26 protein-coding genes are annotated in these 26,482 nt (G+C 68.1%); 14 read left to right on the plus strand and 12 right to left on the minus strand.

Translation table 11 applies throughout. From position 1 onward, the window contains the following. Positions 1 to 10 precede the first annotated feature (10 nt). Together lpdA and KO481_RS04065 are read left to right on the plus strand one after the other, a co-directional pair. Complete coding sequence (gene lpdA / locus KO481_RS04060) at positions 11 to 1,414, plus strand: dihydrolipoyl dehydrogenase (RefSeq protein WP_215915517.1); 1,404 nt, start codon at positions 11 to 13, stop codon at positions 1,412 to 1,414. 246 nt (positions 1,415 to 1,660) lie between these two features. Beyond that, positions 1,661 to 2,320 (plus strand): Uma2 family endonuclease, encoded by a 660-nt coding sequence (locus tag KO481_RS04065; RefSeq protein WP_215915518.1) that lies wholly within the window; start codon positions 1,661 to 1,663, stop codon positions 2,318 to 2,320. A 59-nt stretch (positions 2,321 to 2,379) separates the two neighbouring features. Here the strand turns inward: KO481_RS04065 and sigI are convergent, their stop codons facing one another. Next, complete coding sequence (gene sigI / locus KO481_RS04070; protein WP_215915519.1) at positions 2,380 to 3,246, minus strand: RNA polymerase sigma factor SigI; 867 nt, start codon at positions 3,244 to 3,246, stop codon at positions 2,380 to 2,382. Positions 3,247 to 3,429: 183 nt separating this feature from the next. Between sigI and KO481_RS04075 the strand changes: the two genes are divergently transcribed. Continuing rightward, positions 3,430 to 4,281, plus strand: a complete 852-nt coding sequence (locus tag KO481_RS04075) for a hypothetical protein (protein WP_215915520.1) — start codon at positions 3,430 to 3,432, stop codon at positions 4,279 to 4,281. A 178-nt stretch (positions 4,282 to 4,459) separates the two neighbouring features. Here KO481_RS04075 and KO481_RS04080 read toward each other — a convergent pair whose 3' ends face one another. Then, positions 4,460 to 4,909 carry a winged helix-turn-helix transcriptional regulator gene (locus tag KO481_RS04080; protein WP_215915521.1) on the minus strand — a complete coding sequence of 150 codons (450 nt, stop codon included), beginning with the start codon at positions 4,907 to 4,909 and terminating at the stop codon, positions 4,460 to 4,462. A gap of 113 nt (positions 4,910 to 5,022) precedes the next feature. Here KO481_RS04080 and KO481_RS04085 point away from each other — a divergent pair, with 113 nt between their 5' ends. Further along, positions 5,023 to 5,877, plus strand: coding sequence for an SDR family oxidoreductase (locus KO481_RS04085; protein ID WP_215915522.1), 855 nt, complete (start codon positions 5,023 to 5,025; stop codon positions 5,875 to 5,877). A gap of 153 nt (positions 5,878 to 6,030) precedes the next feature. Here the strand turns inward: KO481_RS04085 and KO481_RS04090 are convergent, their stop codons facing one another. Together KO481_RS04090 and KO481_RS04095 are read right to left on the minus strand one after the other, a co-directional pair. Beyond that, positions 6,031 to 6,903: an LLM class flavin-dependent oxidoreductase gene (locus tag KO481_RS04090; RefSeq protein ID WP_215915523.1), complete on the minus strand. Its 873-nt coding sequence runs from the start codon at positions 6,901 to 6,903 to the stop codon at positions 6,031 to 6,033. A gap of 427 nt (positions 6,904 to 7,330) precedes the next feature. Beyond that, positions 7,331 to 8,248, minus strand: coding sequence for an LLM class flavin-dependent oxidoreductase (locus KO481_RS04095; protein WP_215915524.1), 918 nt, complete (start codon positions 8,246 to 8,248; stop codon positions 7,331 to 7,333). Positions 8,249 to 8,299: 51 nt separating this feature from the next. On the opposite strand from KO481_RS04095, the gene KO481_RS04100 reads away from it, so the two are divergent. Further along, on the plus strand, positions 8,300 to 8,752 hold the full coding sequence (locus tag KO481_RS04100; protein ID WP_215915525.1) for a MarR family winged helix-turn-helix transcriptional regulator: 453 nt from the start codon (positions 8,300 to 8,302) through the stop codon (positions 8,750 to 8,752). Between the two features lie 161 nt (positions 8,753 to 8,913). Continuing rightward, positions 8,914 to 9,450 carry a carboxymuconolactone decarboxylase family protein gene (locus KO481_RS04105; RefSeq protein ID WP_215915526.1) on the plus strand — a complete coding sequence of 179 codons (537 nt, stop codon included), beginning with the start codon at positions 8,914 to 8,916 and terminating at the stop codon, positions 9,448 to 9,450. Positions 9,451 to 9,568: 118 nt separating this feature from the next. Here the strand turns inward: KO481_RS04105 and ramB are convergent, their stop codons facing one another. Then, a complete protein-coding gene (ramB, locus tag KO481_RS04110; RefSeq protein WP_215915527.1) occupies positions 9,569 to 10,978 on the minus strand; it encodes an acetate metabolism transcriptional regulator RamB in 1,410 nt (469 codons plus the stop codon). A 93-nt stretch (positions 10,979 to 11,071) separates the two neighbouring features. On the opposite strand from ramB, the gene KO481_RS04115 reads away from it, so the two are divergent. Next, the gene (locus KO481_RS04115; RefSeq protein ID WP_215915528.1) at positions 11,072 to 12,610 is read left to right on the plus strand and encodes an ATP-dependent DNA ligase; all 1,539 of its coding nucleotides are present in this window, start codon (positions 11,072 to 11,074) and stop codon (positions 12,608 to 12,610) included. Here the strand turns inward: KO481_RS04115 and KO481_RS04120 are convergent. The 6 genes from KO481_RS04120 to KO481_RS04145 all read right to left on the minus strand — a co-directional run bounded on the left by KO481_RS04120 (position 12,607) and on the right by KO481_RS04145 (position 18,863). Beyond that, positions 12,607 to 14,085, minus strand: a complete 1,479-nt coding sequence (locus KO481_RS04120; protein WP_215915529.1) for a lipase family protein — start codon at positions 14,083 to 14,085, stop codon at positions 12,607 to 12,609. The two genes, KO481_RS04115 and KO481_RS04120, sit on opposite strands and share 4 nt — an antisense overlap. 503 nt (positions 14,086 to 14,588) lie before the next feature. Continuing rightward, positions 14,589 to 15,032: a DUF4254 domain-containing protein gene (locus tag KO481_RS04125; RefSeq protein ID WP_215915530.1), complete on the minus strand. Its 444-nt coding sequence runs from the start codon at positions 15,030 to 15,032 to the stop codon at positions 14,589 to 14,591. A 57-nt stretch (positions 15,033 to 15,089) separates the two neighbouring features. Further along, positions 15,090 to 15,881: a DeoR/GlpR family DNA-binding transcription regulator gene (locus KO481_RS04130; protein WP_215915531.1), complete on the minus strand. Its 792-nt coding sequence runs from the start codon at positions 15,879 to 15,881 to the stop codon at positions 15,090 to 15,092. After that, the gene (locus tag KO481_RS04135) at positions 15,878 to 16,714 is read right to left on the minus strand and encodes a carbohydrate ABC transporter permease (RefSeq protein WP_215915532.1); all 837 of its coding nucleotides are present in this window, start codon (positions 16,712 to 16,714) and stop codon (positions 15,878 to 15,880) included. Before KO481_RS04135 ends, KO481_RS04130 begins: the two co-directional genes overlap by 4 nt. After that, positions 16,711 to 17,622 (minus strand): carbohydrate ABC transporter permease, encoded by a 912-nt coding sequence (locus KO481_RS04140; RefSeq protein ID WP_245400257.1) that lies wholly within the window; start codon positions 17,620 to 17,622, stop codon positions 16,711 to 16,713. The genes KO481_RS04135 and KO481_RS04140 overlap by 4 nt, the downstream gene beginning before the upstream one ends. Further along, entirely contained in the window at positions 17,619 to 18,863 is a 1,245-nt protein-coding gene (locus tag KO481_RS04145; RefSeq protein ID WP_215915533.1) for an extracellular solute-binding protein, read from the minus strand. The genes KO481_RS04140 and KO481_RS04145 overlap by 4 nt, the downstream gene beginning before the upstream one ends. Positions 18,864 to 19,018: 155 nt before the next feature. Between KO481_RS04145 and KO481_RS04150 the strand changes: the two genes are divergently transcribed. The 5 genes from KO481_RS04150 to KO481_RS04170 all read left to right on the plus strand — a co-directional run bounded on the left by KO481_RS04150 (position 19,019) and on the right by KO481_RS04170 (position 24,306). Then, positions 19,019 to 19,930: an SIS domain-containing protein gene (locus KO481_RS04150; protein WP_215915534.1), complete on the plus strand. Its 912-nt coding sequence runs from the start codon at positions 19,019 to 19,021 to the stop codon at positions 19,928 to 19,930. 33 nt (positions 19,931 to 19,963) lie between these two features. Then, positions 19,964 to 20,983: an ROK family protein gene (locus tag KO481_RS04155; RefSeq protein ID WP_245400258.1), complete on the plus strand. Its 1,020-nt coding sequence runs from the start codon at positions 19,964 to 19,966 to the stop codon at positions 20,981 to 20,983. A 397-nt stretch (positions 20,984 to 21,380) separates the two neighbouring features. Further along, on the plus strand, positions 21,381 to 22,541 hold the full coding sequence (locus KO481_RS04160) for an N-acetylglucosamine-6-phosphate deacetylase (protein ID WP_215915535.1): 1,161 nt from the start codon (positions 21,381 to 21,383) through the stop codon (positions 22,539 to 22,541). Continuing rightward, entirely contained in the window at positions 22,538 to 23,470 is a 933-nt protein-coding gene (locus KO481_RS04165; RefSeq protein ID WP_308166295.1) for a hexose kinase, read from the plus strand. The genes KO481_RS04160 and KO481_RS04165 overlap by 4 nt, the downstream gene beginning before the upstream one ends. Positions 23,471 to 23,481: 11 nt before the next feature. After that, positions 23,482 to 24,306 (plus strand): class II fructose-bisphosphate aldolase, encoded by an 825-nt coding sequence (locus KO481_RS04170; protein ID WP_215915536.1) that lies wholly within the window; start codon positions 23,482 to 23,484, stop codon positions 24,304 to 24,306. Between the two features lie 2 nt (positions 24,307 to 24,308). On the opposite strand, the gene KO481_RS04175 is transcribed toward KO481_RS04170, so the two are convergent. Continuing rightward, complete coding sequence (locus KO481_RS04175; protein WP_308166297.1) at positions 24,309 to 25,115, minus strand: COG4705 family protein; 807 nt, start codon at positions 25,113 to 25,115, stop codon at positions 24,309 to 24,311. Positions 25,116 to 25,348: 233 nt separating this feature from the next. On the opposite strand from KO481_RS04175, the gene KO481_RS04180 reads away from it, so the two are divergent. Together KO481_RS04180 and KO481_RS04185 are read left to right on the plus strand one after the other, a co-directional pair. Continuing rightward, on the plus strand, positions 25,349 to 25,753 hold the full coding sequence (locus KO481_RS04180) for a hypothetical protein (RefSeq protein ID WP_215915537.1): 405 nt from the start codon (positions 25,349 to 25,351) through the stop codon (positions 25,751 to 25,753). A 103-nt stretch (positions 25,754 to 25,856) separates the two neighbouring features. Further along, a complete protein-coding gene (locus KO481_RS04185; protein ID WP_215915538.1) occupies positions 25,857 to 26,477 on the plus strand; it encodes a nucleotidyltransferase family protein in 621 nt (206 codons plus the stop codon). Positions 26,478 to 26,482: the final 5 nt, after the last annotated feature.

Consider the following 26,482-nt stretch of genomic DNA (forward strand, 5'->3'; position numbering starts at 1 on the left):
GCTCGAGGTCGTGACTTCCCACTACGATGTCGTCGTTCTCGGCGCTGGGCCCGGCGGTTACGTCGCCGCGATCCGCGCCGCTCAGCTCGGTTTGCGAACAGCGATCGTCGAGCAGAAATACTGGGGCGGGGTGTGCCTGAACGTCGGGTGCATTCCGTCCAAGGCCCTGCTGCGCAATGCGGAGCTTGCGCATATCTTCACCAAGGAAGCCAGGACGTTCGGAATCTCCGGCGAGGCGAGCTTCGACTTCGGCGCGGCGTTCGACCGCAGCCGCAAGGTCGCCGACGGCCGCGTCAAGGGCGTTCATTTCCTGATGAAGAAGAACAAGATCGACGAGTTCGATGGGAAGGGTACTTTCACCGATTCCCACACGCTCTCGGTCGCGCTGAGCAACGGCAACAGCGAGACGATCACCTTCGACAACGCGATCATCGCCACCGGCACCGAGACCAAGCTGCTGCCGGGCACCTCGCTGTCGGCGAACGTGGTCACCTACGAGGAGCAGATCCTCACCCGCGACCTGCCCGGGTCGATCCTCATCGTGGGCGCGGGTGCGATCGGCATGGAGTTCGCCTACGTCCTGAAGAACTACGGCGTCGACGTGCGCATCGTGGAGTTCCTGGACCGCGCGCTGCCGAACGAGGACGCCGACGTCTCCAAGGAGATCACCAAGGCGTACAAGAAGCTGGGCGTCACCATCACCACCGGTGCCTCGGTGCAGTCCATCGAGGACAACGGCACCAAGGTCACCGTCTCGATCAGGGACAACAAGTCCGGCGCGGTCGAGACCGTCACCGTCGACAAGGTGCTGCAGGCCGTCGGCTTCGCGCCCCGGGTGCGGGGCTTCGGCCTCGAGGCCACCGGCGTGCAGCTCACCGACCGCGGCGCCATCGCGATCGACGACTACATGCGTACCAGCGTCCCGCACATCTACGCCATCGGTGACGTCACCGCGATGCTGCAGCTCGCCCACGTCGCGGAGGCGCAGGGCGTGGTCGCGGCCGAGACCATCGCCGGTGCGGAGACCCAGTCGCTGGGCGACTACCGGATGATGCCGCGCGCCACCTTCTGCCAGCCGCAGGTTGCCAGCTTCGGCCTGACCGAGGAGCAGGCGCGCGCGGAGGGCTACGACGTCAAGGTCGCGACCTTCCCGTTCACCGCCAACGGCAAGGCGCACGGCCTGGGCGACCCGACGGGTTTCGTGAAGCTGATCGCCGACGCCAAGTACGGCGAGCTGATCGGCGGGCATCTCATCGGCCCCGACGTGTCCGAGCTGCTGCCCGAGCTGACGCTGGCGCAGAAGTGGGATCTGACGGTCAACGAGCTGGCCCGCAACGTGCACACGCACCCGACCCTGAGCGAGGCGCTGCAGGAGGCGATCCACGGGCTGGCCGGGCACATGATCAACTTCTGAGTTGTTCAGCTGAACTGTATCGTGAAGGCGCCCTTCGGTTTTCGAACCGTGGGGCGCTTTTGTGTGCGTGGGTCGCTGCGACGCAGCGAATTGGATTACGCCACTCTGGAAATTCCAGATACTGCGTGTCTTGGGTGTTCGTCGGTGTGTCGCCCTGGAAAGGGTGCGGATGCGGGGTTGAGCTGGTGTTATTCGCGATGTCCTGCTTACGATTGCGATGCCCAGAACGAGGGAGGGATACACATCATGAGCGTTATGGCTGTAGTCCACCGGCATAGTGAGCTGCCTGAAGATCCCTATGACCTGTGGATGCGAGACGAACTGGCGGACATTCTCGACCTGCCGCACGACGGCACACGGGCCGAGATCATCGGGGGGGAAATCGTTGTGGCACCAGGGCCGAAGTTCGCGCACTGCGCAATCGTGAGCGATATTCACGAAGTGATCGCGGTGGCCAAGGCAGTCGACCCGGCGTTCCGGTGGACGTGTGTGCAGATGCAGGATTTGAATCTCAGCGATATCCATGACGGGTACATCCCCGACCTGTGCATCATGGACAGGGAGATCGCACGGCAGGCGCGCGTCGATAACGTGCACAAGCTTCTGCCGCACCAGTTGGCATTCGCCGTCGAGGTCACTTCGCCTTCCACCGCTACTGAGGATCGCTGTCCCGGTCCCCGGCGGGTTCGCCCGAGCAAGTGGAACGGCTATGCGCGTGTGGGCATCGGGTATTACCTGATCGTCGATCGAGACCCGAAGGTGGCTGTATCCACGCTGTACGCCGAACCGGATCGCGAGTCCGGCAGCTACCAGGAGTCGGTGAGCTGGAAGTTCGGGGAGACGATCGAGCTGCCGGAACCGTTCGGCATCTCAATCCGTACCGACGAGTGGACGCCCTGGGAGTAGATGCACCGGCGCCGAAGTGTGGCGGCCGCTGATGTTGTCGCTGACGAAGCGGAACAGTCTCACCCTGGGGAATTCGCGGTCGGGTCGACGACGGCATCGATCCGGTGGATCAAGCCGTTGTCGATGGTCAGTACCAGGACGGCGAACAGTCTGTTGTCACGAGAGGAGAGGATCGCAGGGCGGCCGTAGGCCGGGTGCGGGACCATCGTGACTTCCGGGTCGAAGTAGCGGGTCAGGTTGGCAATGATGTCCTGGGGGCCGCGGCTCAGGACGGGGTCGAAGCCGGTGCCGGGGAGGAAGGTTGCCAGCCCCCAGGCGTCCTCGTGCAGCACAGCCGCCAGGGCGACGATGTCTCCGCCGGCGCAGGCCTCGATAAAGGTGCGAGTGACCTCGTGATGCTGTTCCTGCGCAACGGTTTTCGAGGAGCTCTCGGCGGCGGCGATCTTCTGGCGGGCGCGGCGAGCGAGCTGGCGGCAGGTGCCGATCGGGCGGCCGAGGGTCTCGGCGATCGTCTCGAACGGTAGCGAGAAGACGTCGTGCAGGATGAATGCGACGCGCTCGGCGGGGCTCAGGCGTTGCAGGACAACGAACATCGCCCCCTGCACCTCCTGGTCCAGGGTGACGCGGTCGGCCGGGTCGGCGTCCGGGGGTTGAGTCAGTGAGATCTGGTCGGTCAGATCGAGCGGGTCGGCCGGGGTCTCGCGGCGCATCCGGGCGCTGCGCAGCTGGTCCAGGCACAGGTGCGCGGTCACCGTGGTCAGCCAGGCGCGATCGTCATCCACGTCCGGCGTGCGGGCGAGCCTGGTGAACGCCTCCTGCACCACGTCCTCGGCCGCGCCGACATCGCCCAGCATGCGCAGGGCCAAGCCGACCAGGTGGTGGCGGTGTGCTCGCCATGGATTGGCGAGATCGCGGGTCATCTCCATATCATCCTGGACGAGATGGGCGGCGGGAAAGTTACACACGGCGCCCGGTAACTTTGCTCGGCGCCGTCTCGTCCATCAGATATGACAAATTTTGAAGCCGACATACCCGAGGCGTCCGATGGCCGGCCTCGGACATCGCGCACGCGCCGCCTGCTCGGACTCGCAGCCGGTAGGTGCCGGGGTGTGACATCGCGGACGGCGCTCGCGGCATTCGCCGTAACCGGGTTGCTCGGCGGCTCCGCCGGCGTTGCGACCGCCGCGCCGGACGACGCCGCCCCGTACCTGGGCACCTGGAATTACGATCAGCCCGACGCGGCCACCATGACCGACGTCGCCACCATGAACCTGCTCGGCTACACCGCGCAGTTCCCGCAGATCGGGACCGTGACGTTCAGCCGGGGAGCGAACGGGGAGGTGCTCGGCCATACCGACCAGGGCTGCACGTGGCGGTTCCGCGTCGAGCCCGGGGCGCTCGAACTCGCCTCCGCCGATCAGCACTGCTTCAATCGAATCATCAACTCCGAGTACAACATCGACCGGTGGCGGGTGCAGATTGACGGCAACCGGGAGCGGGAGGTGTTGCACGCCAACAGCTATCTTGCGGGGCAGACGTTCTCCTTCGGCCTCGCCGAGGGACGCCGCACGCGGGCCGGAATCACCGATAGGGCCGAGACCGTCCGGAACTTCGCCGGAACGTGGCGGTTCGATCCGCCGGATCCGGCGCGGCTGGTCAACCTCGGAACGGTCGCCGGAGCGGTGCCGGTGCCGGTGCCGACGGCATTCAGCGGAACGCTGAATTACCGTGCTGGAAACGGCAATACGATCGTCGCCCGCACCGACGACGGCTGTGACTGGACGCTGGCCGCCGACGGCAACACGGCCGAGCTGTCGCCACCCACCCAGACCTGCCACGGGGTCGCACGTGACTTCTGGTCCGTCGCCGCGGACGGGCAGCGGCAGACCACCATCATGGAGGGGACGAACCCGGACGGCTCGCGGTTCCTGCTCACCAACGGAGAGCTGTCGCGGCCGTGATGCCGAGGGCGCAGTGGGCTGGATGTGGTGCAGCTCGTGCACTTTCTCCGCGACCTCCGTGCCCAAGTAGGGGACGGTGTACTCGACGTGCGGTGGGATGGACTGCCGCACCGCGCGGTGGAATCACGCCGCCACGTGTGACGTCAATGTGGGCGTACCGGTCGGACCTCGATGATGCTCACTCGCGGTGGTAGGCGGCCTGGGCCTCGGTGATGTCATCGATGTTGGACTCCAGGACCATGATCAGCTCGTGCAGCTTCGCCGCGACCTCGGTGCCAAGCGGGGTGAGGGTGTACTCGACGTGCGGCGGGATGGACTGCTGCACCGCGCGGTGGATCATGCCGTCGCGCTCGAGGGTTTGCAGGGTCTGGGAGAGCATGCGCTCGCTGACGCCGTCGACCCGGCGGCGCAGGGCGTTGAAGCGATAGGGGCCCTCCAGCAGGGCGACCAGCGCCAGCACGCCCCAGCGGCTCGCGACATTCTGCAGCACCGGGCGCGAGGTGCAGTTGCGGGAGAAAACGTCGGCCTCCAGCGTGGGATCGGCGCTGTCCGCGGGGTGGTCGTCCGCCGACGTGCCCGCGGGGCCCGGCCGCGCGGGGTGGGGAGCGGCGCCATCGACAACTGCCATGAGGTGATGCTACCCATCTGCGCTGTAGTGACGGAGCGCTCAGTAGTGCTGGAATATCATGCACTAACAAATAGTTAGTGCTAGATGTTCCGTACATACTCATGGAGGTAGTTATGACCGTCGCCGTCACCGGGGCCAGTGGCCAGCTGGGCCGACTCGTCGTCGAGGCGCTGCTGCGCCGCGAGGCCGGGCCGATCGTCGCGATCGTCCGGGATCGTTCGAAGGTGGCCGATCTGGCCGAGCGCGGCGTGGAGGTGCGCGAGGCCTCGTACGACGACGCCGAGGCATTCGATCGTGCGCTGGCCGGGGTAGACCGGCTGCTGCTGGTGTCCGGCAACGAATTTGGCAAGCGGGTGGAGCAGCACACCACCGTGATCCGGGCCGCCGAGCGGGCCGGCGTGCAACTGGTGGCGTACACCAGCATTCCGCGCGCCACCGACAACCCACTGATCCTCGCGCAGGAGCACCGCGGGACCGAGGCCGCGCTGGCCGCCTCGACCGTGCCGCACACCCTGCTGCGCAACGGCTGGTACTGGGAGAACTACCTGGGCGGGCTGGCGCCCGCGATCGAGGGCGGAGTGCTCTACGGTGCCGCCGGGCAGGGCCGGGTGTCGGCCGCCGCGCGCGCCGACTACGCCGAGGCGGCCGCGGTGGTACTCACCACCGACGGGCACGCGGGCCAGGTCTACGAACTCGGCGGCGACGAGGCATTCACGTATGCCGATCTGGCGCAGGTGATTTCGCAGGTGTCCGGCAAGCCGGTCCGCTATCAGGATCTGCCCGAGGCGGACTACGTCGCGGCCCTGGAAACCGCCGGACTGCCGGAACACCTGGCGAAGGGCCTCGCCGACGCCGACACCGGAATCAGCAACGGCCTGCTCGAGGTTGCCACGGGCGACCTCGCCAAGCTGCTCGGCCGCCCTGCCGCCGGTCCCGCCGAGGTCTACCGCGCCGCCCTGTCGCAATAATCCGGCGCAGCCGCACTTCGCGCGGCCGCTGGACCCACGCCCCACCGTGACGAGGCACCTTCAGGCGGGCTGCCCCGGGGAACGATTCGCACGAGACCCGCAGGGCAGGTGTCATCGAGCACGAATTGGCCACGGGGACAGCCGGTTCGGCGGTCAGGCGGGGACCAGCGGGCGGACCTGTTCGGCGACGAACCGGACGAAATCCAGCGGGTCGGCGTCCTCGGTGGGCTGCAGGACGACCGTATCCGCACCCGCCTCGGCGTAGCGGACGACGGCATCGGCGATCGCCCGGGCATCCCCGGCGACGCCGATGCCCGCCAGATCCTCGCGGCCCTGGCGGGCCAGATCCGCGTGCAGGCGGTCGGCCGCGCCGGGGCCGGTCGCCGTCGCCACGTACACGACGACGCGGGGAACGCCCATGCGTCCGACGCCCGCGCGGTATCTCCGGACCGTCTCGACCGCCTCGTGCACCCCGTCGACCGAGGTCGCGGAGGTGAGTACGACACCGTCGGCGCACTCGCCGACCAGCCCCAGCGTGCGGGGGCCCGTCGCCGCCGCCAGCAGCTCGGGTGCGGCGGCGGGCGGCCAGTCCAGCGCGACGTCGTCGAGCTGAATGTAGCGGCCCTGCACGGTGATTCGCTTGCCTGTCAGCAGCCCGCGCAGAGCCGCGAGATATTCGCCCAGCAGCGTGAGCGGGGAGCTGACGCGCGCGCCGACCTGGCCCATCCAGTCCTGCACGCCGTGGCCCACGCCCCAGATCGCGCGCCCGCCGAACATGCGCTCCACCGCGGCGATTTCCATGGCCGTGAGCGCCACATTGCGCAGCGGCACCGGCAGCACCCCGACGCCCACGCGCAGCCGCTCGCTCCAGGCCAGCGCGGCAGCCGCGCTGGAGATGCCACCGGCCAGGAAGCAGTCCTCCCACAGCCACAGCTCCTCGAGCCCGGCGCCCTCCGCCGCGCGCACCACCTCCCGCAGGCGCTCGGGGGGCTGCTGTGGCAGGAGTACGGCACCGAGGTTCGTCATACGCCCATGGTTACCAGAGTGGTCCGACATCGTGCCGGAGACCGCAGCTCAACCCTGGCGCCGCGACGCCGGATGCGGGCCGAGCCGTCCGTGTGGCTCGAGCGGCGACCAGGCACGGAGTCACCAGGATCCGCGAAGGGCGCCATGCTCGAGCGGCGCCCGGTTCGGAAGGATCGGCCGGCGTGGCATTCCTGCGCTCGCCTCGAGCGCCGAAAGTCCGGGGGTCACCGAGTCGGGAGCAGCGCTCGAGCCGTGTCCGGTTCCCAGTCACCCGAGCCTGGACATTCGCGCCGCACCCGCGCGAGGCCGGCCGATTTCGGATGACCGCGGCGGCTGATACGTCTCCTCGCGCACGGAGCATACGTCCGGCGTCCTCGGAGACGACGGGCTGCCGCGGCTCATCGAAAATCATTCAGGCGCTTGGAGATCAACTCGCCGAGGGAACGTCGATCGCCTCGCGCACGGCGGGCACGATCTCCTCGGCCCAGCGCGACAACGTATCCGGATCCGGCTCGGCGCCGCCGGGCGCGAAGAGCACGAAGCCCGCGGCGTCGTGGTGGACCACGGCATCGGTCAGCTCGTCGATCCACTGGCGCACCGACCCTCCGATCCAGCGGCCTTGCTCGTCGCGGGTGCGGGGCAGCGGTTCGGCGGTGATACGTCCGGGCAGGTTGTACACCGTGGCGACGTCCGCGGGTGAGCGGCCCGCGGCCTCGGCGGCCGCATCGATGATCGGGCGGGATTCGCGGAAACGGTCGCTGAGCCAGTCCGCGGCGTGCCCGGGAATCCAGCCGTCGGCCAATTCACCCGTCACCGCAAGGGATTTGGGTCCGACCGCACCGGTCCAGATCGGCGGCGCCGGTGCGGCCGCCGGTTCCAGATCGTGCACCGAATAGAACTCGCCCTCGAAGGAGACCGGTGTGCCGCCGCCGGACAGCAACCGCACCAGCCGCATCCCCTCGGCCATCGCGCGCACCGCGGCGCCGGGGGTCAGCTTCGCGATGCCGAGCTTGGCGATGTCGTCCCAGAGTCCGCCCGCGCCCATGCCCAGCACGATGCGGCCGCCCGAGAGCGTGGACAGCGAGGTGACCGTCCGCGAGAGCATCGGCGCGGGACGGCTGGGCAGGTTGGTGACGCTGACCAGCCCGGAGATCCGGCTGGTCGCGCCCAGCGCGACGCCGATGATCGAATAGGCGTCCAGGCGCGCGCCGAAGTAGGGGTGATCCGAGACCGTCACCAGGTCCAGTCCCTGCCGGTCGGCCTGCACGGCCAGGCTGATCGATCGGGCCGCGTCGGCGGCCGCGGTGCTCACGCTGGTGCCGAACCGGATGGTGCGCTGTGTCATGGTCGATCCTTTGTCATTTAGTTCGTGATGCGAATCAGTTACTCTGGGCGGGTGAGCGGGAGCAAGAGCGGGCGGATGGACGTCGTCACCGGGTTGGTGCGATCGTCATTCCTGGTCAGTGCGGTCTATACCGAGTCGGCCCGCGAATACGGCATCACCGCGCAGCAGGGGCAGCTGCTGTGCGTGCTGATGTCGCAGTCCTACGGCATGACCGAGCTGGGTGCGGTGCTGGGCCTGGCGAAGTCGAGCCTGACCGGCCTGGTCGATCGCACCGCGCAGCGCGGATTCCTGCGGCGGGTGCCCGATCCCGACGATGCCCGGGCGGTCCGGATCGAGCTCACGCCCGAGGGCCGGGAGCTGGCCGAGCGGTTCTACGACGAGACCTGCCGTCGGATCGATGAACTCCCCGGAGGCCTGAACGCGCGCGAGCGCGCCCAGCTCGCGGCGCTGCTCGAGCGCGTGGTGACGGACAACAGGGTGCCGATGGTGTTCGGCGACCGTTGAATTCGGCGGATCCGGATTCATATCTCTTCTTCCATAAGTTCGTGCCACGAACCATATTAGTTCGTGTCACGAACTGCAAGCGTGATTTGTGGAGTCATCTGTGAACACGCCTGTACACAACCTGTGGCGATCGGTCGCGGCGTGCTGTTAGCGTGAGCACGGTGACGACGAAGCCACGTATCGAGCCGGGCCGCCTGCGCGAACTCGGCCCCGTGAACTGGGTGGTGTGGCAGGCGCTCTCGCGTGCCGCCGGTACGCCCGACGCCCACCTGTTCAGCACATTGGGCCGGACCGGCGGACTGTTCCGCGGCTGGCTGCACTTCTCCGGGCGGCTGATGCCCGGCGGCAAGCTGCGCCGCTACGAGACCGAACTGGTGATCCTGCGCGTGGCGCACCTGCGCGAGTGCGAGTACGAGACCGACCATCACATCCGCCTGGGCAAGCGCGCCGGGGTCACCCTGGAAATCCTGGACCGGCTGCGCGAGGGCCCGCAGGCTCCGGGCTGGTCGGACAAGGAGCGCGCGCTGCTCGCCGCGGTCGATCAGCTCGTGCTCACCCGTGGCATCGACGACGCGGCCTGGTCGGCCCTGGCCGCCCACTACGACGAGCAGCGCCTCATCGAAATCGTGCTGCTGGCAAACCAATACGAGGGTCTTGCCAGCACGATCACGACGCTGCGCATTCAGACCGACCACTGAGCGGTCGAATTTCCGTCATCCCGCCGCGCGGTGCGAACCGTCGTCCCCGCGCGATGCCGGCCGGGATATCGGGGTGGAATCCGGCCAACGGTGTGCCGGGAGTGACGCGAAAGAGTAACTAGCGCAACACGTATGGCGAGATCGAGCTGCGGTGCTCGCTGATGTCCAGCGACTTGCCCAGCGGCGGGAACGCGCGCTGCGGGCAGTTGGCCCGCTCGCAGACGCGGCAGCCCGCGCCGATCGGGGTGGCCTTGGGATCGTTGAGATCCAGGCCGTCGGCGTAGACCACGCGCCCGGCGTGGCGCAGCTCGCAGCCCAGGCCGATCGCGAAGGTCTTGCTCGGTTCGTTGTATCGGGTGGCCCGGCGCTCGACGGTGCGCGCGATCCACAGATATTTGCGTCCGTCGGGCATCTGCGCGATCTGGGTCAGGATGCGGCCCGGGTAGGCGAACGTCTCGTAGACGTTCCACAGCGGGCAGGTGCCGCCCGAGGACGAGAAGTGAAATCCGGTGGCGGACTGGCGTTTCGACATGTTCCCGGCGCGATCGACCCGCACGAACGAGAACGGCACCCCGCGCAACTTGGGCCGCTGCAGCGTCGAGAGGCGGTGGCAGATGGTCTCGTAGCTCTGGGTGAAGAATGCCGACAGCCGCTCGATGTCGTAGCGGAAATCCTCGGCCACCTCATGGAAATTCGTGTACGGCAGCACCGTGGCGGCGGCAAAGTAATTGGCCAGACCCAGTTTTGCCAATATCCGGGTGTCCGCGGAGGCGAAATTGCCCTCCTCGACCAGCTTGTCGATCAGGTCGCCGCATTCCAGATAGGCCAGTTCGGCGGCGAGCTTGAACACCCGCTGCCCGCCCGAGAGGTGCGGGGCGATCTCGAGCCGCCGGGATTCGGCGTCGAAGCGGTGCAGCACACCCTCGCCGAGGTCGATGCGCTCGATGATCTGCACGCCGTGCGCGGTGCTGAGGCGATTGGCGATCTCGCGCTTGAGATCCCCGCCGTGGAAGCGCATCCGGGTAGCGAGTTCCTCTGCGGCGGTGTCCAATTCGTGGATGTAGTTCTGCCGCTGATAGAAGAAGTCGCGCACCTCCTCGTGCGGGCGTGAGATCGCGCCCGAGCCGCTGCCGTCGGCGAAGCGGTCCTCGGTCGCGGCCGCGAGCTGCGCGGTCGTATTGCGGTAGCGGCGGTGCATGTTCACCATCGCGCGCGCCAGGCTCGGGTGCGCGGAGACCATGTCGGCAATCTCGTGGGCGTCGGCCTCGATGCCGAGCTCGGTGTCCATCGCCACTTCCTGGAGTTCGGCGATGAGGCGGGTGTCGTCCTGTGAGGAGAAGAAGCTGGTGTCGACGCCGAAGACCTCGCTGATGCGCAGCAGCACCGGCACGGTGAGCGGGCGCACATCGTGTTCGATCTGATTGAGGTAGCTCGCCGAGATCTCCAGCTTCTTGGCGAGCGAGACCTGGCTCATGCCCCGTTCGGCACGCAGCTGCCGAAGCCGCGCCCCAACGTAAGTCTTGGCCATGTCGCCAGTTTAAAAAGGATTTACAGCAGTGCCAATAGCCGATTAGCACCCGTCGTGAGCTTTTTGTCACACCCTCGCGTTACCGTCGAGTGCGTGTTGCTGTCACAGGTAGTCGAGGCATCACAGGTTGTCCGCGCAACCTCCTCGCGAAAGCTCAAGGTCGCCGCCGTAGCGCAATTGTTGGCCGAGGCCGCGCCCGATGAGCTGGCCCAGGTCGTCGCGTGGATCTCGGGCGAGCTCACCCAGGGGCGGATCGGCACCGGCTGGCGCACGCTGGCCGCCGTCGAGGCCGAGCCCGCCGCCGAACCGGAGCTGACGGTCGTCACAGTCGAGGGCACCCTCGGGAAGCTCGCGAGTACCGCCGGGGCGGGCAGTGCGGCCCGGCGGCGCGAGCTGTTGGCGGGCCTGCTGCGGGCGGCCACCGCGCCGGAGCGGGATTTCCTGGTGCGGCTGCTGACCGGCGAGCTGCGCCAGGGCGCGCTGACCGCGCTGGTGGCCGAGGCCGTGGCACGCGCCGCCGAGGTGCCGGTCGAGCAGGTGCGCCGGGCCTACATGCTCTCGGGGCAGCTGCCGGTGACGGCGGTCGCGGCCATGATCGGCGGAGCGGCGGTCCTGGCCGGATTCCGGCTCGAGGTCGGCCGGCCGATCCAGCCGATGCTCGCGTCGCCGGGCGCCACGCTGGACGATGCGCTCGCCGAATTCGAGGGCGAGGCGAGCGTGGAGTACAAGCTCGACGGTGCGCGAATTCAGGTGCACCGCAAGGGTTCCCAGGTCTGGGTGTTCACCAGGACGCTGCGCGACATCACCGCCGGGGTGCCGGAGCTGGTGCGGCTGGTCGGCGAGCTGCCCTGTGAGAGCGTGGTTCTCGATGGAGAAACGCTCGCCCTGACCGATTCCGGTCGTCCGCGGCCGTTCCAGGAGACGATGAGCCGCTTCGCAACCGTCGACCCCGACTCCGCGCCGCCCACCTCGAGCCGGGATCTGCTGCTGCACCCGTACTTCTTCGACTGCCTGCACCTGGACGGTGTGGATCTACTCGACGCGCCGCTCTCGGAACGCCGCACCGCGCTGACGAAAGTCGCTGCGGAACACAGCATTCCGGCGCTCATCACGCCCGATTCCGAGGCCGCGGCCGAGTATTTCGATACCGCTCTGGCGCTCGGGCACGAGGGCATCGTGATCAAGTCGCTGTCCGCGCCCTATGCCGCGGGCCGCCGGGGCCGCGCCTGGCAGAAGGTCAAACCCACGCACACGCTGGACCTGATCGTGCTCGGCGCGGAATGGGGCTACGGCCGCCGCACGGGCTATCTGTCCAATCTGCACCTGGGCGCGCGCGATCCCGAGGGCGGCGAGCCGATCATGGTCGGCAAGACGTTCAAGGGACTCACCGATGCGCTGCTGGCCTGGCAGACCGAGGAATTTCCCCGGCACGAGCGGGCGCGCGACGGGCACGTGGTCTACCTGCGGCCTGAACTGGTCGTCGAGATCGCGCTCGACGGCGTGCAGGTCAGCCCGCGTTATCCGGGCGGCGCGGCGCTACGGTTCGCCCGTGTGGTGCGCTACCGCCCGGACAAGCAGGCCGCCGACGCCGACACGATCGACGCCGTGCTGGCGCTCCTGCCTCCCGGTTAGTGCACGCTCCCATCGCCGGGGGCGGGCGGCGTCGAGCCCGATGGTGCCGGATTGCATTCGCCGGGTACAGGTTCGTTCCGCAGGCGGTGCCCCATCCAATCCATCGCCGCCAGGTACCCGCCGAAGTAGGCGAGTATGTGTTCGCCGCCCACGATGTTCTTCACCGCCTGTACGCCGAGCGCGCATTGTTTGTCGTAAAGCTCCTCGGCGCCCGTGGCGGACATCCAGATGTCGTGCGTGCCGTTGTAGATGTAGAGGGGCATCCCGGCCTTGCGGTCTTTCAGGCTGAGGCGCTGGAACATCTTCTCGGCGAATTCGGTGTAGAGCGGGTTGGCGTTGTTGGCCAGCGCCTCGAACGGTATGCCGAACACTCCGAGCGTCGCCATATGGGAGCTGCATACCTCTTTGTACGGCGAGATTGCCGCCCACTGCCCCAGGTGATTCATGCGGCCGAGCATCTCGGGGTGTTCGCGGGCCATCGCGAGGGCGATGGTCATCAGCAATCCCGACACATACGTGCCGTCATAGGTGCGAGCGAAGGACTTGTAGTCGGTGGCCAGGCCGCCCATCACGGCTCCGGCCAACTGCGGCTTCAATTCCGGGGCGTACTCGTCGATCAGCATCGCCGCGGCGTGTGTGGCGATCGCGCCGCCCGAATAGCCGGTCATGGCGAAACGGCTCGCGCCGAACTGATCCGGCATCACGTTCCGGACCGCGCGGACGGTGTCGAGCATCGTATGACCGGCGACCGTCGGCTCGGCGTACGACATCAGGGCGCCCTCGTGGTCCGGTATCACCACCGCGTAGTTCTGGCTGACGGCCCACATGGTGGGTGACGGCACGAAGTCGTTGCCATTGACCGCGTCCAGGCTGTATCCGTGCGACAGCACATATCCCGGAGTGCAGCGCCGATTGAGCGCATTGATCGGTGTCGCGTTCAGTACCACGGGCCGGGCGCCCGGCCCGGTCCACGGGTTGAAGGGCACCAGCAGCGTCGCGGTGCCGAACGAGGGCGCGCCGTTGGCGTCGGTGGTGCGGAACTTCAGCAGTACGGCCCGCTGAAACAGCGACATTACCGATGTCAGCACCATCGGTACCGCCGGCCAGGTCACATCCCGCGATTCGATGATGTCGCCGGGCCGGTACCGCGCCAGGTCCGCGGGGGAATTATCGAAGAGCGGATCGCCGGTCGGGCTGGATTGGATCGCATGCCACAGTGTTGCCAGATCCGGCGGAAGACCATTCTTATCGGCGGGAGCATGGGGGAGCACTTCGGACGGCGACGGAATATGGGTATTGATCCACTCCTGTAGGGCGGTCGGTCCCGGATCGGAATGCGTTGGCGGGTCGGCCGATCCGGAGTTCGCCGGGGGAGGCGTCTTACCGGGATCGGCCACTGCGGCGCCGGTCACCGCCTCGACCGATAGCACGCAGCTGGTCAGTACGGCGAATACGGTGGCACGCAGTCGTTGCAAGATGCACCTACCTGTGAGTTGTTACCCGAACAGAACAGGACGCGACGTCGATTCCGCCGCTCCCCCATGCAGCGGCCGCGACACAATATAGCCGATCGACTGATATAGCTGAGTGATTGCTTAGAGGGGTCGCAAGAAAGATCAGGTCTCTGACAGAGAGTTCACAGATTTATCGCGGTGCTTCTCGAGGTAAGGGGCGCAGGATCAGTGATGTCGGGTCGACCGGCACGGATCAACTGCCCTGATCCGTCATCCCTAGCCATCGGCGGCGCTGAAACTTCCCTCGCCAGCGCCGCCGTTCGGCGTCTCCCGCCTTTGTTTGCGGAGGTAACTATTAGGGTGCTCTCAGGCGAATTCAGTGGTCGGGCCGCTGTTGCCGCGGCAGAATCGGGTCTGGGGGACAGGCCATTTTCCCGCTGCCGGCGTCGTAGCACTTTGCGCGCGGCGCCGGCAGCATTTCTCTGTGTCATATGGCGGCGCTTCCGGGCCGCCGGTGCGCGCCGCTAGGCCTCGTACTCGTGGTGGTCGCTCAGATCGGGAAGCCGGCATCTGCCCGCGGTCACCTCGGCCGCCAGGTCGTCGTAGGCGACGGCGAGTTCGGTCAGCCGGCGCCACGCATCGTTGATGACCCACTCCGGGGAACTGGTCAGCGCGAGATAGGCCAGCGCCGAGAACTGCGCCAGCCGGTCGATCACCGTGCCCACCGTCTCGGTGTGCAGTCGCACACCCCGGTGGGCGTGCGGTAACTCCCGGGCCACCCACCGGTCGATGTCGTGCACCAGGTGCGCTCTGTGCCGATCGATATCGGTGACCGTGCGGGTGGCCGCGTCGAGCCGCTGCTCGTGCAGCTCGGCGAGCCGGCAGGCGGATCTGAGCACCAGGTGCTCCTCATCCGGCAGGCCCCGGCAGGCGTCCAGCAGCAGGTTCTTTGGTGGGAGTGGTTCCACGTCGGATCATCCTGCACGCCCAATGTTTCTGAACGGCAACGAAGGTCGGTGGCGCGCTCAGACCAGATCCACCCGGACGCCCGCCTCGCGGATGGCCGCGATCGCGTCCGGGTCGGCGGCGGAATCGATGACCAGGATGTCGATGTCCTCGGTCGGGCAGATCTGGGCCAGCGCGGTGCGCTCGAGCTTCTCGGCGGTGGCCACGACGATGACCCGGTCGGCGCGACGCACCATCTCGGCGTTGACGCCGGACTCGTCGAGGTGACGGCCCTGGGCGCCGCCCGCCGCGGTGATCGCGTTGACGCCGAGAATCAGTGTGTCCAAATGTAATTGGGACATCGCGCGCTCGGCCATCGGGCCGTGCAGCTCATAGGACTCCCGCCGGGCCTGCCCGCCGATGCAGATGGTGCGCAGGTGCGGGCGCAGCACCAGCTCGCCCGCGATGTTCAGCGCATTGGTGACGATGGTCATCGGATTGTCCGCCGACGTCGGCAGATCCGGGCGCCCGGCCAGCGCGCGCGCCACGGCCGTGGTGGTGGTGCCGCCGTTCAGGCCCACCACCTCCGTCGGATTGACCAGGGCCGCGGCGTGTTCGGCGACCCGCTGCTTGGCCTCGTCGCCGGTGCCGCGATAGCGCGCGGGCAGATCGTAGGCGACCGACGTCGCGACGATGCCGCCGTGCGTGCGGGTGGCCAGCTGCTGATCGGCCAGCGAGGTGAAGTCGCGGCGAATGGTGGCGGGGGAGACCGCCAGTCGTTCGGCGGCCTCCTCCACCGACAGCCGCCCGGACTCGGCGAGCAGTTCCAGCAGCCGGTTCCAGCGCAGTGATCGATCCGCGGGGACGGTCATTTCACGCTACCGGCGGTCAGTCCGGCGACCAGGCGCTTTTCGATGAATGCGAACAGGATGACGACAGGCACGACGCCGACAGTAGAGATGCCGAACACGTACTGCCAAGCCGTGTCGTACTGCCCGATGAACTTCGTCAGCGCCACCGACAGCGGCTGATTCTCCGGCGTGGTCAAAATGACGAGACTGGCGGCGAATTCGTTCCAGCACGACACGAACGCGAAGATCGTCGCGGTGACGATGCCCGGCCAGACCAGCGGCAGGCTCACCCGGGTCAGAATCTGAATCCGGTTGAGCCCGTCCAGCTGGGCGGCCTCTTCGATCTCGACCGGCACCGAGGCGAAGAAGCTGTGCAGGATCCACACCGCGAAGGACAGATTGAATGCGGCGTTGACCAGGATCATCGCGAGCCAGGTGTCGTTGATGCCCAGCGCGAAGAACTCCCGGATGAGGCCGGTCACCAGCACCACCGGCTGCAGCATCTGGGTGACCAGCACCAGTCCGAGGAAGGCCAGCTTGCCCGGAAAGCGCCGCCGCGCGGTGTAATACCCGGCCGGGATCGCCACCAGCAGCACGATCACGGTGGCGGCCACCGAGATCACGATGGTGCTGACCATGTTGTACGGCAGCGGCGTCTCGGGGGTGTGCCACATGGTGGCGTAGTTGTCCGGACTCCAGTGGTGCGGAAGGTAACTCGGCGGGATGTGCAGGATCTCCGAACGCGGCTTGAGCGAGCCGATCACCATCACCAGATACGGGATCAGGAAGATCGCGGCGATCACGATGCCGACGAGCGTGAGATCCCAACGGCGCCTGGGGCGTATCGCTGTCATCGTGCCTCCTCACCGGTCGGGCGGATCAGTTTCACATAGATCGCGATGATCACCACGATCAGGACGAAGTTCAGGACGCTCAGGGCGGCCGCGGTGTCCAGCTGTTGATTCTGCTGAATCAGCTTGAACGTCAACGTGGTTGTGGTGTCCGCCGAGAAGCCCGCGATGCTACCGGTCAGCACCTGCAGGATCGGCAGGGAGTTGAACACGTTGATGATGTTGATGATCGTCGCCACCGCGATCGCCGGACGCAACTGCGGCAGCGTCAGGTAGCGGTAGCGCTGCCACGCGCTGGCGCCGTCGACCCGGCCCGCCTCGTTCAGCTCGGCCGGAATCGACTGCAGTCCGGCGAGAATCGTGTACGTGGTGAACGGGATGGAGACGAACACCGCGACCGCGATCGCGGTGACGAACGCCGGGCCCGCCTCCTTGGTGAACCCGAAACCGCGGTGCAGGACGCCGATGTCGACCAGGAACTTGTTGGCGATGCCCACGTCCGGGTCGAGCATGTACGAGAAGACCGTCGTGGTCATCACCACCGAGGCCGCCCACGGCACCAGGATCGACATCCGGACCGCGGTGCGCCCGGGGAAGTTCTTGTTCAGGAATTGGGCCAGCGCCGTGGACAGCACCAGGGTGATCAGCACGACCGCGATCACCCAGACGATCGTGTGGCCCAGCACGCTGCCCAATTCGGGCCGCGCGAACAGGGTTCGGAAGTTGCCCAGCCCCGCGGATCCCTGGTCCTGGCCGTAGGAGGTGAGCCTGCGGGTCGAGGTCCAGATCATGTATGCCGCGGGGAACGCGACGATCACGGCGATCAGGACCAGGGCCGGGCCGACCCACGGCAGCGCGCGCAGCGTTGCCGTGGATCGGTGACCGGTCCTTACGCCGGCGGCGCCCCTCAACTCGCCGCCTGCTGAATCGACTTCAGGACCGTCGCGGGATCGGCGCCGGTGGTGACGGTGCCCAGCTGCTGCTTCATCGCGCCCTCGGCCGCGGCCCACTTCGGGTTGTTGCTCGGGTAGAACTTGGCGGTCGGCAGGGTGGCGCCGAAGGCCTTGACCACCGGGTCATCGGACATGGCCTGCGCGCCGGAGGTGGTGACCGGGATGAAGTGCTCGGCCTTCACGAACGAGGCGTAGGTGGCGCCCTGGTAGAAGAAATCGAGGAACTTCTTGATCGCGGCGGTCTTGTCGACCTTCTTCTTGAACGCCATCAGGTGATCGGCGACGCCGAGAGTGACGGGTGTGCCGTCCTGGGTCGGGGTCGGCGCGGTGGCGTACTTCAGGCCCGGGTTCTTCTGCTGGATCATGCTGATCACCGGCGGCAGGCCCTCGATCATGCCGAGCTGGCCCTGGATGAAGGTGTTGATCAGCGGGGTACGGTTTGTTGCGCCCGGATTCGGTTGCGTCACACCGGCACTGGCGAGTGCCTTGATCGCCTGCACGCCCGCGACGTTCTGCGGGGTGTCGATGGTGATGTTGGTGCCGTCGGACCAGTTGCCGCCCGCGCCGAAGGTCCACAGCGAGGTCTCGGCCTGGGTCTCCTCGCTGCCCAGCGGCAGGCCGTAGCCGGAGACGCCGCCGCCGAGGGCCTGGATCTTCTTCGCGTCGTCGGTCAGCTCGGCCCACGTCTTGGGCGGCGCGGCGATGCCGGCCTTGGTGAACAGGTCGGTGTTGTAGAACAGGGTGCGCGTGGAGGCGAACAGCGGCAGCGCCCACTGGGTGCCGTTCATCGACGCGTTCTTGATGAAGCTCGGCTGCAGATCACTGAGAACGGAATTGTCGACGATCTGGTTGGCAGGATAGAGCTTGCCGTCCGAGGCGTAGGTCGAGTACGCGTCGATGTTCAGGATGTCCGGGGTGCTCGACTCGTTCTGCAGGTCGGTGCGCACGACATTCGGGATGTCGGTCCACGACTCCATCTGCAGGTTCACCTTGATGCTCGGGTTCGCCTTCTCGAAGTCGGAGATGATCTTGTCCCACTCCGACTTGGTGCCGTCGCTGTAGATCGGCGCCAGGAAGGTCAGGGTGTTCGGGTCGTTGGAGTCGGACTTGCTACCGCCGAACCCGCAGGAAGAGGCGACGAGCGCCAGGCCGGACAGGAGCGCGACCGTGGAGAGGGCGCCGCGGAGTGGACGTTTCACTACAAGAGCCTTTCAATGGTGCACACCCGGCGGTTCGACCAACGAGTGTGGAGCCAGTGATTCGATTGGTCCGAATTTAGCTCACGCATTGATCGTTTGTGCACGTTTTGATTGTAAAGTTGACATGAACGATCATCGGAGCGATTCTTGGTCTCGTGCCGACCTCTGCCGATCGAATCCCTGCCGAAACCCATCTGGCCACCGAGGTGGCCACCCAACCCGACGACTGGGCGCGGGCCGCCGCGATCGCCGCCGACCACGCCGCGCTGCTGCCGCAGCCGGGTGAGCGCGTGGCCGTCATCGGTTGTGGCACCTCGCTTTTCATGTCACGCGCCATCGCGGCGATGCGCGAATCCGCGGGCCACGGCAGCACCGATGCCTGGCCCGCCGGTGAGGTGCGCCGCCACGACTATGACCGCTACCTGGTGATCTGCCGCTCCGGCACCACCACCGAGGTGGTCGCGGCGATGCGCGCGCTGCCGGAAGGCGTGCCCCGTACCGTCATCTGCTCCAGTCCGGGCACGCCCGTGCTCGAGCTGGCCGATCCGATCCTCATCGATCAGGTCGACGAGCAGTCGGTGGTGCAGACCCGTTTCGCCACCACCGCGCTGGCCATCCTGCGCTGGCATCTCGGCGAGGATCTCGCTCCGGTGATCGCGCAGGCCCGCGCGGTCCTGGCCGAGGATCTCGACTCCGCCGTAGCGGCGGTGCGCTCGGCCGAGCAGATCAGTTTCGTCGGGATGGGTTTCGCCGCCGCCATCGCCGAGGAGGCCGGGCTGAAGCTGCGCGAATCCTGCCAGTCCTGGACCGAGGCTTACCTGGCCACCGAGTGGCGGCACGGCCCGATCAGCATCGCCGCGCCCGGCCGTGCGGTGTGGGCGTTCGGGCCGCTGCTGCCCGGTCTTGCCGACGACATCAAGGCCACCGGAGCGCATTTCGAGCACCGCGATATCGACCCCATGGCGGATCTGGTGCGCGTGCATCGGCTCTGCCAGGCGCGCGCGGCGGATCTGGGCCTGGACCCCGACCATCCGCGCAGCCTGAACCGCTCGGTGATTCTGGGCTGACGGGTGAGCGCGCCGATCTCCCCTCCTGGAGCATTGGACGACACGGACCTGGTGCTTGCCGTCGATGTCGGCGGCACCACCACCAAGGCCGAAATCACCAATGCCGCAGGGAATGTGCTGTGCTCCGGCATCGTGGACACCCCGAAGGGCGAGGCCGCCTTCGATGCCATTGGCGAGCTCGGCGACCGGCTGCTCGCCGAATTGTCCACGATGCGGCCGGAGCCGAGTCCGTCGCACGATCTGCCTGCCGCACAGGGCAGCGCCGTGCCCGGGCCGGATGATCCGTCCCCGGGGCGGCGCGAACGGCCTGATTCGCAGCCACTTCGGGTGGCGCGTGCGGCCGTTGTTCTACCAGGCATCGTCGATCCGGCGCGCTCGCTGGCGGTGTTCAGTAGCAATGTGGGCTGGCGAGATGTCAAGGTGGGCAACCGGTTTGCCGATCGATGGGGTATGCCGGTGCTGATCGAGCACGATGTCGCAGTCGCCGGCTGGGCCGAGTGGCGGTACGGCGCGGGCCGCGGCTGCGACGACGTGTGCGTGCTGATCCTGGGCACCGGCATCAGCGGGACGCTGTCGATCGGCGGGCGGCTGGTGCGCGGCGCGGCCGGGCAGGCGGGCGAGTACGGCCACATTCCGGTGCGCCACCGCGACGGGCTGAAATGCCCGTGCGGCAACATCGGCTGCGTGGAGACCGTCGCCTCCGGCGCCAGCATCGCCCGCGCCTACACTACCCGCACGGGACGCGAAATACCCGGCGCGGAGGCGGTTTTCGCGGTTCTGGACGCTGATCTGGATGCCCGCGCGGTCGTCGACGACGCCATCGACGCCCTCGCCGAGGGCCTGTTCGGCGTCATCCACGCCGCCTGCCCGGAACTGGTCGTGCTCGGCGGCGGCCTGGCCCGCGCCGGCGCCGTCCTGACGACTGCCCTCCAGAGCCGCCTTGCCGAACTCCTACGGGTGGCCCCCGCGCCCCGCGTGGTCCTGGGCGAATTCGGCGCTCGCGCGGGCCTGGTCGGCGCGGCCCAATACGCCCGCAGTGGTGCCCTCGCGTGATCGCCGCCAGCGTGCTCGGCCGGCCTGCGTCGCTTTTCCGGCCCGTGCTCGGAGATGGGGAGCGCCGATTCTCATTGATCCGATACAGACATGTCCGGTGGCCCGGCCGGGCGTGCGGTAGTTCGGCGGGTGCGTATCTCTCGGTGGGCGCGAGGCGCGTGGTGCGGCCAACGGTCTGTGGCGAGATGCGGGTATTCGCGGTTCGGCCGGGCTGGATTGCGGGGAATGCGCTCGGGAGGGCGCGCTGTGGAGGTATCGACACTCCATCGCGCGGTATGCAGGTGAGCCGCAGCCCGGGAGTTGCGGACTCCGGAGCGGGCGCGCTTGTGCTTATGGGTGCGGCTGGGGCGGGGTACGGTGCGAACGGGCGTGAGTGGCGGAATGGCGAGGTGAGGGTGTGACGCGGGAGTCGGAGATCGTGCTGCGGGGGCGGGTCGTTGCTGCTTCGGTGGAGTTGGACGACGGGGTCGTCACCGTGGTCGGGGAGCGGATTGCGGGGGTGCAATCGTTTGCGGAGTGGGCCCGGGAGCATCCGGGACGGGAGGCGCCGGAGCCCGCCGGGATCGTGATTCCGGGGCTGGTGGATATTCACAATCACGGTGGGTTCGGGCATCGGTTCGATACGACCGATCCCGCCGAGGCGCGGGCCGCTGCGGAGTATCACCACGGGCAGGGGTCGACCACCGTGCTGGCGAGCATCGTGACGGGCGCGCCCGAGGACATGGTGGCGCAGACCGCGGCGCTCGCGGGGCTTGCTGCCGAGGGGGTGATTTCGGGCATTCACTCCGAGGGGCCGTTCCTGTCCAAAGTGCGTTGCGGCGCACAGGATCCGAGATATCTCACCGACCCGGATCCGGCGCTGATCGAGCGGCTGCTCGACACCGCGGGCGGGCACCTGCGAGTGATGACGCTCGCCCCGGAGCGACCGGGGTTCGTTACCGCCGCAAAACTTCTGGTCGACAACGGCGTCGTCATCGCGCTGGGCCACAGCGACGCAAACTATCTCGATTTCGGAAATGCGCTGGCCCCCAGCGGTTTCGGAACGCTCGTGACACACCTGGCGAACGGCATGCCCCCGCTGCATCACCGCGCCCCCGGGCCGGTCGCGGCCGCGCTGGTGGCCGCCGCCGCGGGCCGGGTGGTGGTGGAACTCATCGGCGACGGGGTGCACGTCGATCCGGGATTCGGCGCGCTGGCCTTCGCGACCGCCCGTGAACGGGTCGCGCTGATCACCGATGCCATGCAGGCGGCGGGGCTGCCCGACGGTCAGTACCGGCTCGGTCCGCAGGAGGTAACTGTGAGCGATGGTGTTGCCAGGATTGCCAACGGTTCGATCGCCGGGGGTACATCCACCCTGCTGTCGGGCCTGCGCTGGGCGATCCGCGAATGCGGGGTGGCGCCGATCGATGCGGTGCGCGCCGCGACGTCCACCCCTGCCGCCGCGGCGGGGCTGGACGGGGTCGGCGATCTGCGTGCCGGTCATTACGCCGACATCGTCGTGCTCGACCGGGACCTGGGGTTACGCCGAATCCTGCGGCGGGGACAGTGGTTGACGTGATCCTTACCGTGACGATGAACCCGGCATACGACATGACCTACCGGGTCGAGCGTTTCGAGCGGGGCCGGGAGCACCGGGTGCTGTCGGTGGAGCAGCGCATCGGCGGCAAGGGCATCAACGTCTCCCGGGTGCTGAATCAGCTGGGCAAGTACTCGCGCGCCACAGGGTTCGCCGACCATCTGTTCTCCGCGGCCGCGGAACTCGAGCTGCCGGTGGACTTCGTGCACGCGCTGCCGTGGGTGCGCCGCACCGTGGTGATCAGCGAATCCGGCGACGGCACCGCGACCTCGCTGTGGGAGCCCGGCGCCCGGCTGAACGAGCCGTACGCCATCGATCAGCTCAGGGTGCGGGTGGCGGGCATGCTCCCCGACACCGGCGGCATGGTCATCTCCGGTTCGCTGCCCGGCGGGGTGTCCGACGGCCTGCCGGCCGAGCTGGCCCACACCGCCCTCGCGGCCGGGGTGCCCACGATCTGCGATGTGGACGGGCGGGCGCTGGAACTGGCCGCCGAGGTCCCGGGCGTGGTGCTCATGCCCAACCGCGACGAGCTCGAAGGGCTCACCGGATCCGATGCGGGCACGCCCGAGGAGGTGGTGGCCGCGGTCCGCCCGCTGCTGGACGCCGGGGTGCGCGCGGTGATCGCCACCCGCGGCATCGAGGGCATGATCGCGGTGACCGCGGAGGGCGCCTGGTCTGCCGCCGCGCCCGATCCGGTGTCCGGGAACCCCACCGGCGCCGGGGACGCCGCGGCCGCCGCCGTGATCGCGGGCCTGGCTGCCGATCCCGAACCGGACTGGCCCGAAATCCTGACCGATGCGGTCGCGACCTCTGCGGCCGCGGTCGTCATACCGGTCGCCGGCGAGATCGACCGCGCCCTGCGCGTGCGGCTCGCGCCGACCATCGTCGTCACCAGACTCAGCACACCGTAGGAGCCTTCGCAGTGCCTTCGACCCCCGTCTCCGAGCTGATCGCTGTGGCCGCCCCCGGCGGACTGGGCGCCTTCAACGTGATCGCCCTGGAGCATGCCGAGGCCATCGCCGCCGCCGCGGAGTCCACGAAACGCCCTGCGATCCTGCAGATTTCGGAAAATACCGCCGGCTATCACGGCGGGCTGAAACCGCTCGTGCGGGCCTGCCTGCAGATCGCGCAGGACAGCACCGCGCCGCTCGCGGTCCACCTGGACCACGCGACCTCGCACGAATTGATCAGGGCCGCGGTCGAACTCGGCGTCCAATCGGTCATGTACGACGGGTCGACGCTCGACTACGCCGAAAACGTCTCCAGCACAGCCGAGATTGCCCGCTGGTGCCGCGAGCGGGGCGTGTTCATCGAGGCCGAGCTGGGCGAGGTCGGCGGGAAGGACGGTGCCCACGCCCCGGGCGTGCGCACCGATCCGGACGAGGCCGTCGCCTTCGTGGCGGCCACCGGCGTGAATGCCCTTGCCGTGGCGGTGGGTTCCTCGCATGCCATGCAGACCCGCGACGCCCGCCTGGACGACGATCTGATCGCGCGCCTGGCGGCGAAGGTTCCGGTGCCGCTTGTCCTGCACGGCTCCTCGGGCGTGCCGGACGAGGGCCTGGCCTCGGCGGTCCGGCACGGCATGACGAAGATCAATATCGCCACCCGGCTGAATATCGTACTGGCGCAGGCAGTTCGGGCGGAACTGGCCGCGCACCCGGCCCTCTCGGATCCGCGAAAGTACTTGGGCCCGGGCCGCACCGCGATCCAGTACGAGATCGAACACCTGCTGCGCGTGCTGGCCTGACGCTAGCGGCGGCCGGTGCGCACCGCTGCCGTGGCGGGTGTGCCCCCGAACAGCTCCGGCCGCAGCGCCAGCACGGCGATGAGCGCGATCATCGGGACGGTCACGGCCAGGCTCACCCAGCCGGTGCCGAATCGCAGCCCGTCGGCTCGGTTGGAGGCAAGCCAGTCGGTGGCCGAGGCACCGAGCGGGCGGGTCACCACGTAGGCCGCCCAGAAGGCCGGGATCGCGCCCAGTCCGCCCCAGCGGTGCGCGAGCGCTGGAATCGCGATCACGATTGCGAACAATACTGTTGACGCGAGATATCCCAGGTGCAGCGTGCCCGCGGTCAGGTCGCCCGCGACGGTGCCCAGCGCGAAGGTGACCATCACCGTGGTCCAGTAGAACGCTTCGCGGCGGCGCGTGGTGATGCTGTGCACCGACAGCGTCTTCTCGCTGGCGTACCAGGCCCCGAAGACCATCGCGAGCAACGCGGCGAAGATGACCGTGGACAACAGCAGCGGAATGCCGACGACAAAGTCGACGATATCGGCAACCATCGTGCCGCAGATGCTGACCATCACCACGGCCGACCAGTAGATCCACGCCACGTAGCGGCGGCTGCGGAACTGGGCGATCAGGCTCACGATCAGCGCCAGCACGGCCCCGCCGACGGCGATCCCCGGCGGCAGATGCGAGACGAGAAAGTCGGAGAACGTCTCGCCCATCCCGGTGGAGAGCACCTTGATCACCCAGAACAGGGCGGTGATCTCCGGGACCTTGGACGCGAGCGAGCGGACGGATGAGATGGCAACGGGCGCAGGATCTATCACGCCTCCACGGTGCCGATCGCGGCCTGAGATTTCGCTGTGAGTCGACCTCGGCAGTGGTCGGCATCACGGTGCCGATCTTCGCGACCGATCTGACCGACACAAATGTCAACAATACTGCCGGCGCACTGGGTCGGATGGGTCCGAATCCCCCGTGCGCGCGTCGTTCGCGCAGGTAGCGGGCCGGACGGTAGGGTTCGAAGCGATCTCCGCGGCGGGCTGTCGGGTCGTGCTGGATGGGAGAGGTGATGGCCGACAACGGGGTTCGAACCGATCCGGGACCGGCGTCGGCCCCCCGGATGCCGATCGCCGTGCGGACCGCTCAGGTCATCGCACTCACGATGGCCGTGATCGGGCTGGTGTGCGCGGCGTCGGCCGGATGGCTGTTCGGGGCGCGCTCCGCGGCGCTGACGGCCCTGTTCTTCGTCCCCAGCTGGCTGCTCGGCCTGGTCGCCCTCGGCTTCGGCGCGGTCGGCAGCAGTATCCGGATCACCGCGGTGCTGCTGGCGGCCCTGAACATGCTCTGGACTGTGCCGTCCATTCCGGTCGGGCATCCGCCGGGCTGGCTGGGCCCGGTCAGCGCGATCCTGATCGTCCTGTTGCTGTTCCGCCGCTCGGCCAGGGATTGGTTCTGCGCCTGACCCGCCACCCCCTCAGGACAGGAAACCGCAGATCAGTAAGGCCCTCGGCGTTGGCTGGATGTCAAAAAAGCAGAGATCCGCGCGCGCGGCTACCCTCGGCCTCATGGACTACGGACGCTGCGACGGGATCGTGCTTGCCGCCGGCGCCGGGACGCGGTACGGGCGGCCGAAGGTGCTGGTAGACGATGGTGCGTGGCTGCGAGGGGCGATCTGCGCACTGCACGACGGGGGATGCGAGCGGGTGTGGGTGGTCCTGGGGGCGACGGGTCCGGCGCGGCGTGGCCGAAGTGGACAATGGCTCGTCTGTGACACTCCGGAGATTGCGATACCCGAAGGTGTGCAGTGGGTTTGGGCGCCCGATTGGGCCGTGGGGCTGGCGGCCTCGCTGCGCGCCGGGCTCACCGGGGTGGCGGCCGCCCCGGATCCGGCGCGATTCGTGGCCATCATGCCGGTCGACACCCCGGATGTCCGATCCGACGTGGTCGCGCGGGTGCTCGCGGCCGGGCGCGCCGCCGCCAGCGGGCTGTCCCGCGCGGTCTTCGAGGATCGGCCCGGCCATCCGGTTGTCCTCGCTGCGAGGCACTGGGATGCGGTAATCGCTTCCGCTCGAGGAAATTCCGGAGCCAAGGGGTTTCTGGACGGTAGACCAGATATCGTGGCGGTACCGTGTGACGATCTGGCGACGGGACGCGACCACGACTATCCGCCCACTCGCGCACGTTGACTGGG

Source organism: Nocardia albiluteola, from assembly GCF_018860155.1.
In the GTDB taxonomy this organism is placed as follows: domain Bacteria; phylum Actinomycetota; class Actinomycetes; order Mycobacteriales; family Mycobacteriaceae; genus Nocardia; species Nocardia albiluteola.